The 16,134-nt window shown below is 40.9% G+C and carries 10 protein-coding genes; 7 read left to right on the forward strand and 3 right to left on the reverse strand.

Translation table 11 applies throughout. The features are described 5' to 3' along the window. Nucleotides 1–275: 275 nt before the first annotated feature. Together DW917_RS08220 and DW917_RS08225 are read right to left on the reverse strand one after the other, a co-directional pair. Nucleotides 276–755: a hypothetical protein gene (locus tag DW917_RS08220; RefSeq protein ID WP_118117688.1), complete on the reverse strand. Its 480-nt coding sequence runs from the start codon at nt 753–755 to the stop codon at nt 276–278. A 22-nt stretch (nt 756–777) separates the two neighbouring features. Beyond that, nucleotides 778–2,040, reverse strand: coding sequence for a replication initiation protein (locus DW917_RS08225; protein ID WP_158570088.1), 1,263 nt, complete (start codon nt 2,038–2,040; stop codon nt 778–780). A gap of 1,707 nt (nt 2,041–3,747) precedes the next feature. Here DW917_RS08225 and DW917_RS08230 point away from each other — a divergent pair. Beyond that, the gene (locus DW917_RS08230) at nt 3,748–4,152 is read left to right on the forward strand and encodes a hypothetical protein (RefSeq protein ID WP_134843957.1); all 405 of its coding nucleotides are present in this window, start codon (nt 3,748–3,750) and stop codon (nt 4,150–4,152) included. A 32-nt stretch (nt 4,153–4,184) separates the two neighbouring features. On the opposite strand, the gene DW917_RS08235 is transcribed toward DW917_RS08230, so the two are convergent. Further along, complete coding sequence (locus DW917_RS08235; protein WP_118117695.1) at nt 4,185–4,697, reverse strand: DUF4186 domain-containing protein; 513 nt, start codon at nt 4,695–4,697, stop codon at nt 4,185–4,187. Nucleotides 4,698–5,774: 1,077 nt separating this feature from the next. On the opposite strand from DW917_RS08235, the gene DW917_RS08240 reads away from it, so the two are divergent. The 6 genes from DW917_RS08240 to DW917_RS08265 all read left to right on the forward strand — a co-directional run bounded on the left by DW917_RS08240 (nt 5,775) and on the right by DW917_RS08265 (nt 16,132). Beyond that, nucleotides 5,775–6,062 (forward strand): hypothetical protein, encoded by a 288-nt coding sequence (locus DW917_RS08240; RefSeq protein ID WP_118117696.1) that lies wholly within the window; start codon nt 5,775–5,777, stop codon nt 6,060–6,062. 598 nt (nt 6,063–6,660) lie between these two features. After that, nucleotides 6,661–7,206 carry an RNA polymerase sigma-70 factor gene (locus tag DW917_RS08245; RefSeq protein WP_118117698.1) on the forward strand — a complete coding sequence of 182 codons (546 nt, stop codon included), beginning with the start codon at nt 6,661–6,663 and terminating at the stop codon, nt 7,204–7,206. 87 nt (nt 7,207–7,293) lie between these two features. After that, nucleotides 7,294–8,283 (forward strand): FecR family protein, encoded by a 990-nt coding sequence (locus DW917_RS08250; protein WP_118117700.1) that lies wholly within the window; start codon nt 7,294–7,296, stop codon nt 8,281–8,283. A 171-nt stretch (nt 8,284–8,454) separates the two neighbouring features. Continuing rightward, nucleotides 8,455–11,937, forward strand: coding sequence for a SusC/RagA family TonB-linked outer membrane protein (locus DW917_RS08255; RefSeq protein WP_118117702.1), 3,483 nt, complete (start codon nt 8,455–8,457; stop codon nt 11,935–11,937). A 34-nt stretch (nt 11,938–11,971) separates the two neighbouring features. After that, nucleotides 11,972–13,810, forward strand: coding sequence for a SusD/RagB family nutrient-binding outer membrane lipoprotein (locus DW917_RS08260; RefSeq protein WP_118117705.1), 1,839 nt, complete (start codon nt 11,972–11,974; stop codon nt 13,808–13,810). Nucleotides 13,811–13,828: 18 nt separating this feature from the next. After that, nucleotides 13,829–16,132, forward strand: coding sequence for a GH92 family glycosyl hydrolase (locus DW917_RS08265; RefSeq protein WP_118117707.1), 2,304 nt, complete (start codon nt 13,829–13,831; stop codon nt 16,130–16,132). Nucleotides 16,133–16,134: the final 2 nt, after the last annotated feature.

A 16,134-nucleotide genomic window follows, 5' to 3' on the forward strand; every position in this document is an offset into this window, starting at 1 on the left:
ATATAAATTGATTTCTGTTTGCAAAGATACAATATTAATTTGAAATATACAAGGAAATAAGCAAAATTGTTTGCATGTAATCAATATTTTAAGTTGTTTTGTGTTTTTAGAAACATGTTTGCATGTTAGCATCAAAACAAATATTACGCAATCTGTTAATTATCAACTAAATAGCGAATAGAGTGGAGTAATAATATTTGTATGCATATAAACATTACAACAATATAATTTGTACTTTTGTAGGTATGCAAACATGTAGATAAGCCTTCATATTACTAAGAGTCTGAAGTAAGAGATTGTATTTCACCTAAATAATTCCCCATTTCCTTATGATCACGCCAGACGAAAACATCATTAATAAAATCAAGCAATTTATCGTGTAACAACAAAATCTGATTTTTCAAATCAAAATGGTATTCATCCTCCTCAGCGAAAGATTCAGCCTGCAAGTTTAAATCATCCAGGTTATCTAAAAGCTTACTAAGTTTCAGATATACCTGCTGATAATATTTTCTTTTTTCCAACTCCTGCTGATGGGTTGATTCTAAAATGGCACGGATACTTTCATCTTCTACAGAAAAATCTCCATCGGGTAAAGGCAAAAAAGCATTAGCTGCTTCATCGCCAGCTAAAATGAAAAAGACAACCAAACGATCCCTTCCATGCCAAACATGAAAAGGATCATTCAGCAACCAATTCTTCACTTTTCTAACAGAAGGAATAGAAGAATTAAACTTTGTAATTATCTGAATCATAGTTAGTTATAAGCATAATGAATTAAAAATTAAGTCTGGATTGGGTACCCTTGCCTGGCTTGCCATTCATATAAGGTACACCAAAATCCTCATAAAGCATCTTGCACACAGAACCACAAATTTTACGTTCATTGGTGTCAAAATCCTCTTTATTATACCGAGTTGCAATCTTTTTCAACTGCTTCGAAATACTATTAAGGATTTCCACTCTTTCTGACTGACTATCGACCTTGGCCACAGTTCTACTTATCGCTTGAACATAATAATTTGATTGTTCCACACGGAAATGACTTCTCATAAAAGTGTTGATAATGGTAAGCAGCTTAGTAAGCTTAGCTCCATAACTCTCAGAAAGCATTGAGATTTGAGGAATTGTAGGCTTTTGAGCACCTAATTTAGCAGTATTACCATTTGTTTCAATAATGAAATAATAAGCAGTTACTGCACCTCGTGAATTCTTGCTCTTTACCTTATAATCGAAACAGACATCACAAAGACCGGCATCAAAAACCTTCCGTATATCATCTTTCGCTTTATCAAGCACTCGTTTTTTGAAGTCAGAACCATTTTTATACTGCTCTTTCTGAACGACATTTCCTTTTTCATCGCGAACTTCCAACAAATTGAACATCTTTTTGATATCCTGTACAGTCATGAAGAAAACCTTGTCCTCTTTGTTTCGATATTGGCAACAGAATTCATAAAAGCGCTGTGAATAGACACTTTTGAACCCCATCTCTATATACATGTCAAACACAGTAAATTCAGATGAAAGATTGGTGAAGTAGGGGAGGAGAACAGGAGTAATACCTACAGTATAAGTTTCCTGATCTGGATGCTCATCAACATATGACAAAAGACCGGCATAAATACGGTGTCCATCCTTGGAATGAAAAACCTTCTTAGCATCCGTGATATTCTTGAGTGCATTGAAGGCATAATCCAAGTTCGAACTATGCCCGGAGACACATTCCAGAAGCTGGGTACGTGAGAGCGTAATCTGGTATTTTTCAGGATGCCCATCAGGAAGATCTTTCTTCTTTTGAATTCCACGGATAATCTGCAGCCAACAGTTTCGTTCCACAGCAGTCAGGTTACTGATTGCCTGCGTCACGTCATTAGGCTGAGTGATGAAGTAGTGCGGAATATTACTGAGAATATCCTTGTCTGTTTTCTTGGGTCTTCCACCTTTACGCTTCGGAATATTCGAGTTAGAAGAAGAATCTGAGGGATTGATTTCCTCAGCCTCTATCGTCTCGATGTTGTCATTTGAATCCTTTGTCATTTTATTATATTTTGTAAATTTGTCGCAAATATACATCTTTTTGTGCGACAAACAATGCAATAATGTCGTATATTATGTATTTTTAACCTAACTAAGACTATCGGTCTCTTTAAAATTTATAAAACTGTCGCAGCATTATGTTAATCGCTGATATTCAATACATTACATATTCTATTGCGACAAAAATATAAAGTTTTGAAGCAAAAGTTTAATTGTATTTGCGACATTATAACAAGTTTATTGTCGCAAATACTTTCATCTATTAAAACTTCTTTCTAATATTGTCTGGTTAGTAAAGTTTTCCATATGAACTTATCTATTTGATTTTCTGATAGTTAGATATAAAACAGTAAATTTCACTTTAAATTATGCTGATTATCTGTTACGACAATTTTATAAAGTTATTGGTGAATCTGCGACAAAATTATAAGATTTTCAATTTTGCTGCGACAAGATTATAAATGGCATTAATGACGATAGAAATCTATAGTAAGCTTTATAATTTTGTCGCAAATGAAATTAATATCATAGGAGAAGGCTTATTTTCATATTTTGATGAAATACATGAACGAAAACTCTTTAACTAATTGATATAAAGTCTATTATATGATTTTCAAAATGTAATGTTGCGACAAAATTATAAGATTTAACTATTTTATATGTACATCTGGAATGTTAATTAGACCTTATATTTGGGTTCCACGAAAGTAAGATACGACAAAATTATAATCCAAAATTATTGTTTGATATTATTTGAGACTGAATTATAAACATGTCGCAAATGAATCTATTATATTTATATTTTTGTCGTATATTATAAATAGGAATATTTTTAGATAGCTATTGTCAGCTGTTAGGTTTGGGGGTAGGGTGATTTTATACTTTATAATTTTGTCGCAGAAACGATTCAAGAAAGTGTTTTTATTAGGATTATTCAGTCAGTACTAAGCAGGTATCTATCAATGCTGCGACAAAATTATAAAGTTATTCCCTTTATTTTTTAAGTTCTCATACATGATGTTCATAGTTTTTGAAGGTAGTGATACGTTATTTTTAGGTAGTAATAGTTCTATTTGCGACAAAATTATAAGGTTTTACACCAAGATATAGCTTATGATGAGAGGGGCAAGTATACTTTATAATTTTGTCGCACCTTCTATATAAGATAGCATTTCTATCTTTATAATTTTGTCGCAGTAAAATTGTTGTTCTTTCATTTTTATGGTATTTTAAACACAAAAAATTAAATCTACAAAACAGAAATATACATATTTTAACGCGCATAAAAGTCTGTTTTCTATTTAAGATGCTTGGCTTTCCAAAAACAAGCAGGAAAAAGGGTAGATTCCAGTAGGATGGGGACAAAAATAGCCTTTTTAGTATAATATATATATAATACCTATTAATATATTACATTGTCCTGCTCATTTTTATTTCTTTTATTTTGGCTTATTATTTTCTGAATTTGTAACATATTGAAAACCAATTATTTACAAACATAATCTGCGACAGATTTATAAGATGTTACGACGAAATTATAAGATGGATATGGACAAAATAATAAAGTTTATTTTTTATCTGCGACAAAATTATAAGGTTTGCGATAAAATCATAACTTCTTAAAGGTGCGACAAAATTATAAAGGTAATATTGTTGCTTCAGTTTTTTAAATGTATAAGCTCTCCACATATTTTTTTTCCTCTAAAGGTGGATTTTTTCTTATTTTATTTGCAGGCTCAGACTATCAAGGAGACTATTCGGGGAAAGAATGGAGAACTGCAGGGTACAGCTGTGACTACCGTTCGAGGGAATAAGTCTGTTACTGTATATAAGGACAAATATGGTAAGATTACCGGAAGATCGGAGAGTACTACAAATTCCCAGGGAAAGCCCCATACGGTATATCGTGACCAATATGGTCAAAGGACAGGAACCTCCACAACCAGCATTAAAAATCCTGGAACGTCTTCTACTACAACTACGGTCTATCGTGATAAATACGGGCAGCGTACGGGTACAAGTACCACTCGGCAAACTGGCAATTCCTCCACTACAACCTATAAGGATAAGTATGGAAGAATCCAAAAGCGAGGAAACAGTCAGAGGAAGTAGTTTTCATGAATAAGTCATCTATACAGAGCTTATCACAGTTGTTTTTCAATCCAAGTCATCAGTACCGTAACAGCGTATTGCTGCTCTTCTTCTGTCAGCAGTTTTCCGGCTGGTATATGATGCCATTTGAAGAAGCAACTACGGCAACAGCAGCCTGTGGCATGTTGGGCAATAAATACAGGATGCCCTCTCATTGGTGTTTGCTTACCGTCATTGGGAATTATGGCAGGTGCAAGGCGTTTGGCAATGAAATCCTCTGCATGTTTACGGATTGTTGCCAAGCCTTTTTCTTTAATATAATCTTTTTCCTTCTTCGAAAGACGGAATCGGCTGCGGAAAGCAGATTTGGACAGTCTTTCAAACAAATCTGCCAGATTGTACTCTTTGTTAGTAGGAGAGTACAATCTTTGACACACAGAAATATCATATTCTTTTTCTTTGTTTTCTGAGGAGATAGAGTTTTTTATATTGTCATTTTTCTCTTCTTCAGGAAATAGTGAAAGTTCAATATATTTCTGTTGTTTTTTTCTTGCGTTCTTTCTCATAATTACTCTACATTTACTTCGAATTTTCATCAGTTTCTTCAATGCTTCTTTTCTGCGTATTTGGTAAGAACCCTGCTATGATGCCGGGCAATGTGTCAGGAAGTCATTCACTTGAAAGATGAACCTGAGGCTTGTTTTATAGAATTACCATCTGTATTACCGAAAAATACAAATAGTTTTCCTGTATATTCAAGCATGCAAAAATACAAAAAATATTTGTGACAAGCAAATAATCTTAAGAAGTAATTTGGCAGATAGTGAATTCCAATGCGCCATTTTGGCTTACTGACGATGACAGAAATTGATAAAAGTCAAGAAATATAGGCTTTTTTGAAAATATCCCTTCAAAATTTGTGTGCGTACACAAAAAGGCATTACCTTTGCACTTGAAAAGATTGAATAACGATAATTAAAGTAAAGAAAGGGTAACAATTATGATGATTTTTGGAATGACATTAGCTGTATTGGCTATCACATTTGCTGAGATTGTAGAGATCAACAAGAAAATGAATCTTAGCAAGTAAAAAGGCTTGAAGATGAGCATCTTAGGATGCTCAGTTTGAGAGCATATATATTAAGGTAAAGATTAGGATAACAGATTTTAAGAGAGAAAGGAACTATATTATGATAGTATTAGGTATGATTTTAACAATGGTGGTTGCAGCCGTAGCAGAGCTTGGTGCAATAGCCAACAAGAAGAACTTCGCTTAATAGCGATATTCTTCATTTTAGGAGAAATAAGGTTTTCCATATATAAGAGGTAAGGCAGTTGTAGGCAGAAGATGCTTGCAGTTGCCTTTTTCTTTTTATACCATTTGCCATCATCTCATTCTAATAAACTTGAAAAGATAATCTATATGAAAAAATGCCATTCCCCAGTTTTTTGTGGAATATTTCCACACGATTTCCCCATTTTCCACAATCTTTGTTTTTGGCACATATAGTCTAACTATCTGATAATCAGCATGTATTGTATTTTAATCTTCTTTTGGCACGCAGATTGTGAATATCATTAGTGGGTTCGCCAATGAATCCACAAAGAAAAAATAAATATTCACAATTAAAAACGATAAGATTATGAAAAAGTTCGTATTTGCAGCTATCGCAGCTATTGTAATGGTTTCAGTAAGTAACGTATTTGCATCCAATAAGATGATGAGTAACGTTCAGGTTGCTCCAGTTGACACCGTAGCTCCTGCTACTCCTACAGATTCTTCAGCAGTAAGTACTCCTGTCACTCCACAGGCTGGTGCAGAAGATTCTACTGAGCAGCAAAATCAGGAGGTAGCTACTCCTACAGGGACAAATCCTACAGAGGCAACAGAAGTTCAGGCTTCTTCAGAGCAGCAGGCTGTGGCTGAATAAATTCCAAGATAATGGTCTTTTTTAAAAGCATACTATAGAGAAAAGGGTAGAATAGTTTTCATTGAAAGATTAGGTTTTTAGGATACGTTTTAATTGATTATTGCTAAGTAAATCAGTAACTACAGAATTAGAGTAAATTAGCGAAAAATGAAGTCTGCTGGCAGTGTGCTAGCAGACTTTTTGGGTATAATATTGTATATAAGAACAACAAGATTTCGCACGACATCCTATCGCATTTTGAAGGCGATGAAGAAAGGTAACCATTGAAGACAAGTTAAGAAATAGTCTGCGAAGTTCTATACTTTTTATAAATAAAAGTTTTTGTGTAATAGTTGTTTAATGACTAAAAGCAGACTTTAGGGAGTGCACTGACTACAGTTTTTAAATTTACGTATAGAAACAGTTATGAAAAGTAGTAAAAAGTAAAAAAATAACAGATGTTATAGTTGATTTGTAAGCAAAAATTTGTTTTTATCATCTTTTTTACTTATCTTTGCGCCCAAAGTAGTTCAAGAAGTGGAGAAAATACGCAGATAACTGGCGTAAACCGACCTAAATCAGAACTAATAGCTAAAGATATATAAAGATATATTATGTAATGCAGACAGTAAAAGAAGAATCGTATCAAGCGATATTTAGGAAGTACTATCCTCGAATGTTTTATTATGCTAAACGTATCGTAGGGGAGGATGCTGCCGATGATGTAGTTCAAGAAGCTTTTCTTGAATTGTGGAATCGTATGGATGCATTGGAGACGGATGTCCCGCAGATAGAATCATACCTCTATAAGACTATTTACTCAAGAGGATTGAATTACTTGAAGCGCTATAAGAAAGTCAATACTGCAGCCATTGAAGATATCAACGAAATGCGTATGTCGTGCTACTTCTCTTCGTTGGGAGATGGAGAACAGGACATGGAAAACATGGAGTTGAGAAGAAAAATCAATCAGGCCATAGGGGAACTTCCTGATAAATGCAGGGAAATATTCGTTTTGAGCTATCTCAAGGATATGAAAAATAGTGAGATTGCTCTGATGATGAACGTATCCGTACGTACCGTTGAAGCTCATATTTATAAGGCTTTAAAGTCTCTTAGGGCTCGTTTGGGAACTTTTTTTGTATTTTTTATACCTTTTTTATAGGTTATTGAGTAAGTGTTTTCTCAACAATTATTGTTATGGTATTTAATTAGATCATTAATTTAAAAGGATATTAAGCAAGATTGTTATATGATAAATGAGGAATTAAAGGCGAGATTCTTGGCAGGTGAGTGTACGGAAGAGGAACTCATCGCATTAAGGGATATGTTGAAGAATTCTCCGGAGGAAAAACAAGAACTTTTCAAAGAAGAAAAGTTGAGCGATGAGCTCAAGGCACAGTTCATGCCAAAGACCCAACTGGTGCTTGCTGAACAGAGAATGCAGGCTAAGATCAGGGAGATGAAGGATGAACAGCAGGCTGAGCATCATGCGCATATAATAGGTATGTGGCGTCGGGCTGCAGCGATTGCTGTGGTCTGCGTATTGGGTGGATTGGCCTGGTTCTATCTCCAGCACAATCCGATTTCTAATATGCAGATGCAGGTGGTGATGGCCAGTGCCGACAAAGATACGACGATTACTTTACCTGATGGAACTAAGGTCTGGCTCAACAAACTTGCTTCCATCAAATATCCGAAAGAGTTTGATGGTTCCGACCGTAAGGTAGAGATAGACGGTGAAGGTTATTTTGAGGTGACCAAAAATCCGCACAAGCCTTTCATCGTAGAGAGCGATGTGATGAGTGTTAAGGTGCTCGGTACCGTTTTCAATTTCCATGTGGATAAGGCTCATCAGCAGGCTTCCGTCAGTTTGCTCGAAGGTAAGGTGAGGGTAGAAGGAAATCATGATGAGGGTATGATCGTCTTGAAACCAGGACAGAAGGCATGTGTGGATGCGCGCTTAGGTAGCATGACGGTTTCTGAAACCGATGTCTATAAGGATGCAATGTGGCATGAGCACAAGACTTCCTTCAATAATGCAAGCGTGAATGAAATTGCCAAGATGCTGGAGAATATCTACGATGTGCAGGTGGTTGTTGATCCTACCATCGATCAGGAGAATACTTACTCCGGTGTCATCAAAGAGAAGGAGACCATCGACTCGGTTCTCGATCTCTTGCAGAACACCCTGCCTATCCACTATCACGTGAAAGGCAGTAAAGTATTTATCACGAAGTAGTGAATTAGTAAGGTTTACACCTTAATTATACTGTTATACGAGAAAAAGAGAGCACTTATTCAAAAAAAATAATTTTTTGGGTAAGTGTTTTTTTGTTTTTTGCTGTTATATATTTGAAATTAATAACAACAAAAGGTAGTTATAACAACCTAAATGCTAAAAACAAGGATTATGACACATTGGTATCATTTACAAAAAACTAAAACCGCAGCTGCAGCTTTGGCTCTGATGTTGGTTTCCAGTTCCTGGACATCTGTAAAAGCCCAGATTTCGTTGAATGTTTCTCAGACCACTTTGGGAGCAGTCATCCAGAAAATCCAGAAACAGTCTAAATACCAGTTTACTTACGACGACAACTTGGCAAAGATGCAGGTGAATGCCGTTCAGGTGAAGAACGGTAAGGTAGAGGATGTTTTAAACAAGCTCTTGAAGGATAAGGGTGTATCTTATGTGATTAAGGATGGAATCATCTATCTGAAGAAAAAGGAAATTACTACAACTCCAAGCACCCAGCAACCAAGACAGAAACGTACATATAAGGGTACGCTTCTCGATGAAAACAAGGAACCTCTCATTGGCGCTGCCATCCTCGTAAAAGGCACCAATCATCGTGCTGTAACTGATATGGATGGTAATTTTACCATCGAGACCGATGAACCTGCCCCTGTCTTGCAGTTTACATATCTCGGATATAAGACGATGGATATGGCTGCAAAGGAAGGACATAACGTGAACGCACAGATGTTTCCTGACTCTCAGGCGCTGAAGGAAGTGGTGGTTACTGCCCTCGGTATCAAGCGCGAGAAGAAGATGTTGGGATATTCCGTACAGGATGTCAAGGCGGATGCTCTCAATACGACTGGCGACCCTTCTGTGACTGGTGCCCTCGACGGTAAGGTGGCTGGTCTGCAGATGAATACTTCCAGCACGGGTCTCGGCGGTTCTACCAAGATCACTATCCGTGGAAACTCTTCTCTTACTGATAATAACCAGCCTCTTTGGGTGGTAGATGGTGTTCCTTTTACCGACAACCAGAGTTCTGATGCTTCTGCTTATGGCGGATACGACCGTGGTGGCACTTCTCTGGACATCAACCCAGAGGATATCGAGTCTATCTCGGTACTCAAAGGTGCCAACGCTGCAGCCCTCTATGGTTCACGTGCAGGTAATGGTGTGATCTACGTTACAACCAAGAAGGGTAGTCATAAGCAGGGCTTCGGCATCACATACAACGGTAACTTTACTTGGAGTAAGGTGGCTGAAACAATCCCTATGCAGAAGCAGTACGGACAGGGCTCTCAGGGTGCTACGGTTTATAAGACTGATGAGGATGGCAACAAGACGCTTTCCAGCGAGTTGGCATTCGGTGCTCCGCTTGATGGCAGAATGGAACCTTCTTTTCTAGGTGAGAACATCGCTTACCGCTATTATGGCGATAAGTTGAAGGATTACTTCAATACAGGTTTCTCCCAGTTCCATACCGTAGCTCTCGGAAATTCTGATGAGAAAGGTCATTTCCGTCTCTCTTTGGGTTTCAACGACAATAAGGGTCTTTTCGATGGAGAGAAATTGGATAAGCTGATAGTTGACCTTAATGCAGGTAGAACTATCAATAAGTATCTTTCTACAGATAGCAAGATTTCTGTTTCTCGCATGAAAGCCGAGAACCGTCCGATGACTGGTCTCAATGGAGAGGTAGCCCAGTTGCTTCTCATTCCTGGCAACGTGCGTTTGCAGGATCTTCAGACTTATACAACTCAGGACCAATTGCATCGCAACTGGTTCGGACCAGATATGCAGTATGCCAACCCATACTATGTTCGTCATCGCTTCCAGAATAGTGATGAGCGTTGGCGTGCCTTCGGTTACTATGGTGCTAATGTCAACGTAACCGACTGGTTGAAGTTTAATGCTAAATATGCTTTCGATTACTATCGCACACGCATCCAGGCCACAGACTTGAGTTTGGGTAACTCTGCTGTGAGCATTCCGGGCAGACACTGGAGCGAGATCGTTACCGATGATAATATGAGCCGTTCGGAGGAAAACAACTTCGAGCACAATATCTCTTTCCTCTTCTTGGGTGACAATCAGGTGACCAAGGATTTGCGCTTGGGTTACAATCTGGGCGCCAACATCATGTACCAGAAGTACGAGTTGCTGAGTGCTGCTACCAAGAATATGTTGGAGAAGGATAATTGGATTTTCAATACAGGTTATCAGTTGACCAATGCCAGTGAGAATGGTCATGAGCGCTCTATGTACTCAGCCTTCGGTTCTTTGCAGTTGGCTTTCCGTGAGTATCTCTCATTGGATCTTACAGCCCGCAATGACTGGTCATCTACCTTGCCAAAGGACAACCGTTCTTTCTTCTATCCAAGTGCAAGTGTGAGCTATATCTTCAGCGATTTCATGCGCTCTATCAACCATCCGTTGCCAGCGTGGATGACTTTCGCCAAGACTCGTCTGTCTTTCGCTCAGGTAGGTAAGGACCCAAATCCATACAATCTCTACAACACCCGTTCTTATACCTATGAGAATGGCATCCGTGTGCCAATTCCACAGACCGTGAAGAAGAACAACAACCTGAAACCAGAGATCAAGTCTTCCTTTGAGTGGGGTCTTGAGATGAAGTTCCTGGAGAACCGTTTGGGATTTGATTTCACCTATTATTATACCAAGACCAAGAACCAGGCTATGCTTGTAGATGCATCTGCTCCTTGGACACAGCAATGGGTGAATGCAGGTAAGATTACCAACAAGGGTATTGAGCTGATGCTTTACGGCACACCTGTCAAGACCAAGGACCTCAAGTTCGACCTCACCATGAATATTTCCAAGAATATCTCCCGTGTAGATGAACTGGCTAATGGCGTGGATCACATCTACTTTAATGGCGATGGCAACATGCCAGTCAAGGTAGGTGCGAAGGCAGGAGGTAAGTTGGGCGATATCTATGCCAATAACCTCATCAAGCGCGATGCGAATGGTCAGATGGTGATTGGCGAGAACGGTCTTCCGATGCCTGTTACCAGTAGTGATGCCGGCGGAAATCTGGAGCAGTATATCCTCGATCATCCTATCGGAAACATCGAGCCAAAACTTCTCATGTCTGTTACTCCAAGTCTGAACTATAAGGGTGTAAGTCTCACTGCGATGTTTGATATGCGATTTGGCGGCGATATCGTGAGCGTATCAGAAGGTATGGCTACTGCTGTAGGAACTTCAGAGCGTTCGGCTTATCGTGGTGAGTACAAGGAGTTGAATGGAGTGAGCGACTACTATATGGTAGTTCCTGGCGTGACAGCCGACGGACAGGTGAATACCAAGGAGGTAAGTGCACAGTCTTACTATTCCAACATCGGTTTGTACAAGTCGCAGAAGGGTTATGCAGAGATGTTTATCCACAGCGCTTCCTATATCAAGTTGAAGGAACTCGCATTGGGTTACAGCCTGCCAAAGAGCGTGCTCAAGAAGACTCCTCTTACCAATGTGAAGTTGTCATTCGTGGCACGTAATCTCTGCTTCCTGCTGAAACATACACCAGGCAATCCTGATGGAGGTTATGATACTTCTATGTTCTCACAGGCCCTTGACTTTGCCGCAGTGCCATATACCCGCACCTTCGGTTTCTCAGTCAATGTAGGCTTCTAAATACTATCAACTACATCATAAACAGTTCAAGACAATGAAAAAGACGATTATATTCAAGACGATGCTTGTGTCCATGGCATTGGTAAGTTTATCTTCCTGCTATGACATGGATGAGATGAGCAAGAATCCATACGAATTGCCTGATAACACTACTGGCGGCGGTGAAGAGCAGCCTGGTGAAGATGACAATACCAAGTATGCCGATATCAATATCGACTATAAGGTGAGCAAGGAAGACTCCTTGGCGTTGAAGAGTGAGTTGAGCTCTGCCAACTCTGTTTTCCGCAACTTCCTCTATGAGGGATTTTTCAACGACTATCAGACCACTACCAACCTGAGTCATGACATCTATGCGGGTTTCGTGGCCAACAACCAGCCCAAGCATGCAGGCGCATCTCCTGATTATTCTTATAAAGATGGATGGAGCAATGCGCGCTGGAGACATTTCTATACCGACCGTAGCAGTGAGTATCGTACCTTGTTGCGTGCCTACAAGTTCAACGAAAATACCAAGAAGTACAAGAACTTGTTCTATGCCACACGTATCTACTATGCGTTCTTAGCACTTGCCAATACCGATACTTATGGCGATATGCCTTTCAAAGAGTATGTGCAGGCCAAGATTCCTGAGACCAACAATGTGTCTTACAACACCCAGGCTGAGGTTTACGATGCCATGTTCCGTATGTTGGAGCAGGCTGTAGACAGTATCAAGCCAACGGATGCAACCCAGATTGGTTATACCACAGACGATATCTGCTATCATGGTGACTGGAACAAGTGGCTCCGCTTTGCCAATTCTTTGCGCCTTCGCATGGCTTTGCGTATTTCCAATGTAGATCCTGCCCGTGCTAAGGAGGAGGCTCAAAATGCTCTCAACAACCAGTATGGACTGATGCAGAGCAATGAAGACAATATGCAGATTGTTCCTAAGTATGCTCCTGTAAGCCAAGGTGGTACTGATGACGGTGGTAACGAGCATCCACTGGTGATGTGTAGTGTTTGCTACAATGGTGAGAGTGTGATGTCTAAAGACTTGGAGAACTTCTATCGCAACGCCAGTGAAGGTGGTGCAGAATACAAGATCAAGACAGGCCGTAATAACTATACCACCAAGAAGATAGACCCACGTTGCTTGGTAAGCTGGTATCGTGGCAAGATGACAGCGAGCACTTTGGAGGCAGGTGAAGATAGCCAGAGAGAAGACTTCGTAGGTTGTGAGCGTGGTGCTCAGGCTCCTGTCATTGATATGGGAACCTTGAATTATTCACTCACCCGTACTGCGCCTAAGAGTCTGGGCAAGAACTTGGATCCTAACTACTTCTTCAGTCGTGAGCGTGCTTACCTCCTCTTGGGCTATGCTGAGTCTGAGTTCCTGAAGGCAGAGGCTGTTTTGCGTGGATGGGCAGGCATGGAACTTACAGGTACCGTAGAGGATTACTATAAGTCTGGTATCAAGGCATCTATGGACTACTACGGCATTGCAAATGACAAGGCACAGGCTTACATCGATGGTGAGAAGGCCCTTACGGGTAAGGTGTTCGAGGGTAAGGGCAAGGAGAAGCAGCTTGAAGCAATCATCACCCAGAAGTGGATGGCTATCTTCCCTAATGGTAATGAGGGATGGGCTGAGTTCCGTCGCACCGACTATCCTGCTTTGGCAAATCAGTTGACCAACAATAGTGGAGGTGACGTGCCTATGGGTAAGAATATCAAGCGCATTCTCTATCCTTTCAGCGAGAATAACAACACTTACTTCACTTCTCATCCAGAACTCCAGAAGGTGAATACTCAGGGCACAAGACTCTGGTGGGATGTGGCTGATACCAATGACGCTGACGGCCATCGCCTGCAGCCAAACAATTTCAGATAATCATTCAGACTGTTGTCTATGAAAAGAAAATCAGTTTTGTTCATATTTGTATTCTTCACCTTGATGGCGCAAGCCGTCAGGGTGAATGTACAGAATGCGGTAGATTTCGTGCAGCCTCTCATGGGTTCCGATTCCGACCATGGACTTTCCACAGGCAATACTTATCCTGCCATCGCCATGCCTTGGGGCATGAATTTCTGGGTTCCACAGACAGGAAAGATGGGCGACGGATGGCAATATACCTATGCAGCTAAGAAGATAAGGGGTTTGAAGCAGACGCATCAACCGAGTCCCTGGATCAATGATTACGGTCAGTTTTCATTGATGCCTATCGTTGGCAAACCGGTATTTGATGAGGAGCAGCGTGCCAGCTGGTTCTCTCATAAGGCAGAGAAGGCTACACCTTATTATTATAGTGTCTATCTCGCCGACTATGATGTGACGGCAGAACTCTGTCCTACGGAACGTGCAGCCCTGATGTCCTTCACCTTTCCTCAGACCGATAGTGCTCATGTGGTAGTTGATGCTTTCGACAAGGGCAGCTTCATCAAGGTTTTCCCGAAGGAGCGAAAGGTGGTGGGCTTTTCTACCCGCAATAGTGGAGGTGTTCCTGAGAATTTCAGAAATTACTTCGTCATCGAGTTCGACCATGATTTTGAGGCTTTAGTCAATGTGAAGGATGGTCAATACCAGGGTATGGTTCAGGGCGGTTATCAGGAGGCTTACCAGCAGGAAGGCAATCATGTGGGCACCATCATCTCCTTCAAGATTCGTCAGAGAGGCGAGAAGGTTGTGGCTCGTGTGGCTTCTTCCTTCATCAGTGAGTCACAGGCCTGGCAAAACCTTCAGGAATTGGGACAGGCAGATATGCAGCAGCTCTGTCAGCAGGGTAGAAACCGCTGGAATGAGGTGCTCGGCAAGATAGAAGTGGAGGATGAGGACATTGACCATCTCCGTACTTTCTTTAGCTGTCTCTACCGCTCCGTTCTCTTCCCTCGTGCCTTCTATGAGAAGACTGCAGCCGGTGAGGTGATTCACTACAGTCCTTACAACGGAACCGTACAGAAAGGCTATATGTTTACTGATACCGGTTTCTGGGATACTTTCCGCTGCCTTTTCCCACTGCTCAATCTGATGTATCCTTCTGTGAATGAGAAGATTCAGGCGGGTCTTGCCAATACCTATCTCGAGAGCGGATTCCTGCCAGAGTGGGCGAGCCCGGGGCATCGCGGTTGCATGGTGGGCAACAACTCAGCCTCTGTGGTGGCCGATGCTTATCTTTCCGGTTTACGTGGTTATGATGCAGAGACCCTTTGGCAGGCTGTGGTTCATGGAGCCAATGCCGTTCATCCTGAAGTGAATTCTACAGGGCGTCATGGTTTTGAGTACTACAATAAGTTGGGCTATGTGCCTTATGATGTGAAAATCAATGAAAGTGTGGCCCGTACCTTGGAATATGCCTATGATGACTGGTGCATCTACCAGTTTGGCAAGGCGCTCGGCAAGTCGAAGAAGGAACTGAAACCTTTTGCCAAGCGAGCGATGAACTATGAGAAGGTGTTCGACAGGGAGAGTGGTCTGATGCGCGGAAGATTGCTGAATGGAAAATTCCAGTCTCCTTTCAATCCGCTCAAGTGGGGCGATGCCTTTACCGAGGGAAATGCCTGGCATTATACCTGGTCGGTATTCCACGATCCTGAAGGACTCATCCGTCTGATGGGCGGAAAGGAGAAGTTCAACCAGATGCTTGACTCGGTATTCCTTCTCCCTCCTGTTTTCGATAATAGCTATTACGGATTTACCATCCATGAAATCAGAGAGATGCAGGTGATGAACATGGGCAATTATGCACACGGCAACCAGCCTATCCAGCACGCCATCTATCTCTATGATTATAGCGGACAACCTTGGAAGTGCCAGTATTGGGTGCGACAGGTGATGGACCGCCTCTACACACCGACACCAGATGGTTATTGCGGCGATGAGGACAACGGTCAGACTTCTGCCTGGTATGTTTTCTCTGCGATGGGCTTCTATCCGGTTTGCCCGGGTTCAGGACAGTATGCATTGGGTACTCCTTACTTCAAGTCTATGAAACTCCATCTGGAGAACGGACAGCAGGTAAGCATACAGTCGGAAGGTGACGGATGCTATGTTGATGACATGCAGATGAACGGAAAGAAGTATGATCTTAATTATCTTGACCTGAATTCCCTGAGACAGGGTGCGCAGATCTCTTTCCGCCTTTCTGAAAAACCGAATTTGCAGAGAGGTATTCAGGAGTCAGATGCGCCATACTCTTTCTCAAAATTCATGAAATAGTA

The organism is Prevotella sp. AM42-24, assembly GCF_003461825.1.
GTDB lineage: Bacteria > Bacteroidota > Bacteroidia > Bacteroidales > Bacteroidaceae > Prevotella > Prevotella hominis.

Coding starts and splice junctions, on each gene's coding strand:
- DW917_RS08220 (WP_118117688.1), bottom strand. CDS start 755: ATGATTCAGATAATTACAAAGTTTAATTCTTCTATTCCTTCTGTTAGA.
- DW917_RS08225 (WP_158570088.1), bottom strand. CDS start 2,040: ATGACAAAGGATTCAAATGACAACATCGAGACGATAGAGGCTGAGGAA.
- DW917_RS08235 (WP_118117695.1), bottom strand. CDS start 4,697: ATGAGAAAGAACGCAAGAAAAAAACAACAGAAATATATTGAACTTTCA.
- DW917_RS08240 (WP_118117696.1), top strand. CDS start 5,775: ATGAAAAAGTTCGTATTTGCAGCTATCGCAGCTATTGTAATGGTTTCA.
- DW917_RS08245 (WP_118117698.1), top strand. CDS start 6,661: ATGCAGACAGTAAAAGAAGAATCGTATCAAGCGATATTTAGGAAGTAC.
- DW917_RS08250 (WP_118117700.1), top strand. CDS start 7,294: ATGATAAATGAGGAATTAAAGGCGAGATTCTTGGCAGGTGAGTGTACG.
- DW917_RS08255 (WP_118117702.1), top strand. CDS start 8,455: ATGACACATTGGTATCATTTACAAAAAACTAAAACCGCAGCTGCAGCT.
- DW917_RS08260 (WP_118117705.1), top strand. CDS start 11,972: ATGAAAAAGACGATTATATTCAAGACGATGCTTGTGTCCATGGCATTG.
- DW917_RS08265 (WP_118117707.1), top strand. CDS start 13,829: ATGAAAAGAAAATCAGTTTTGTTCATATTTGTATTCTTCACCTTGATG.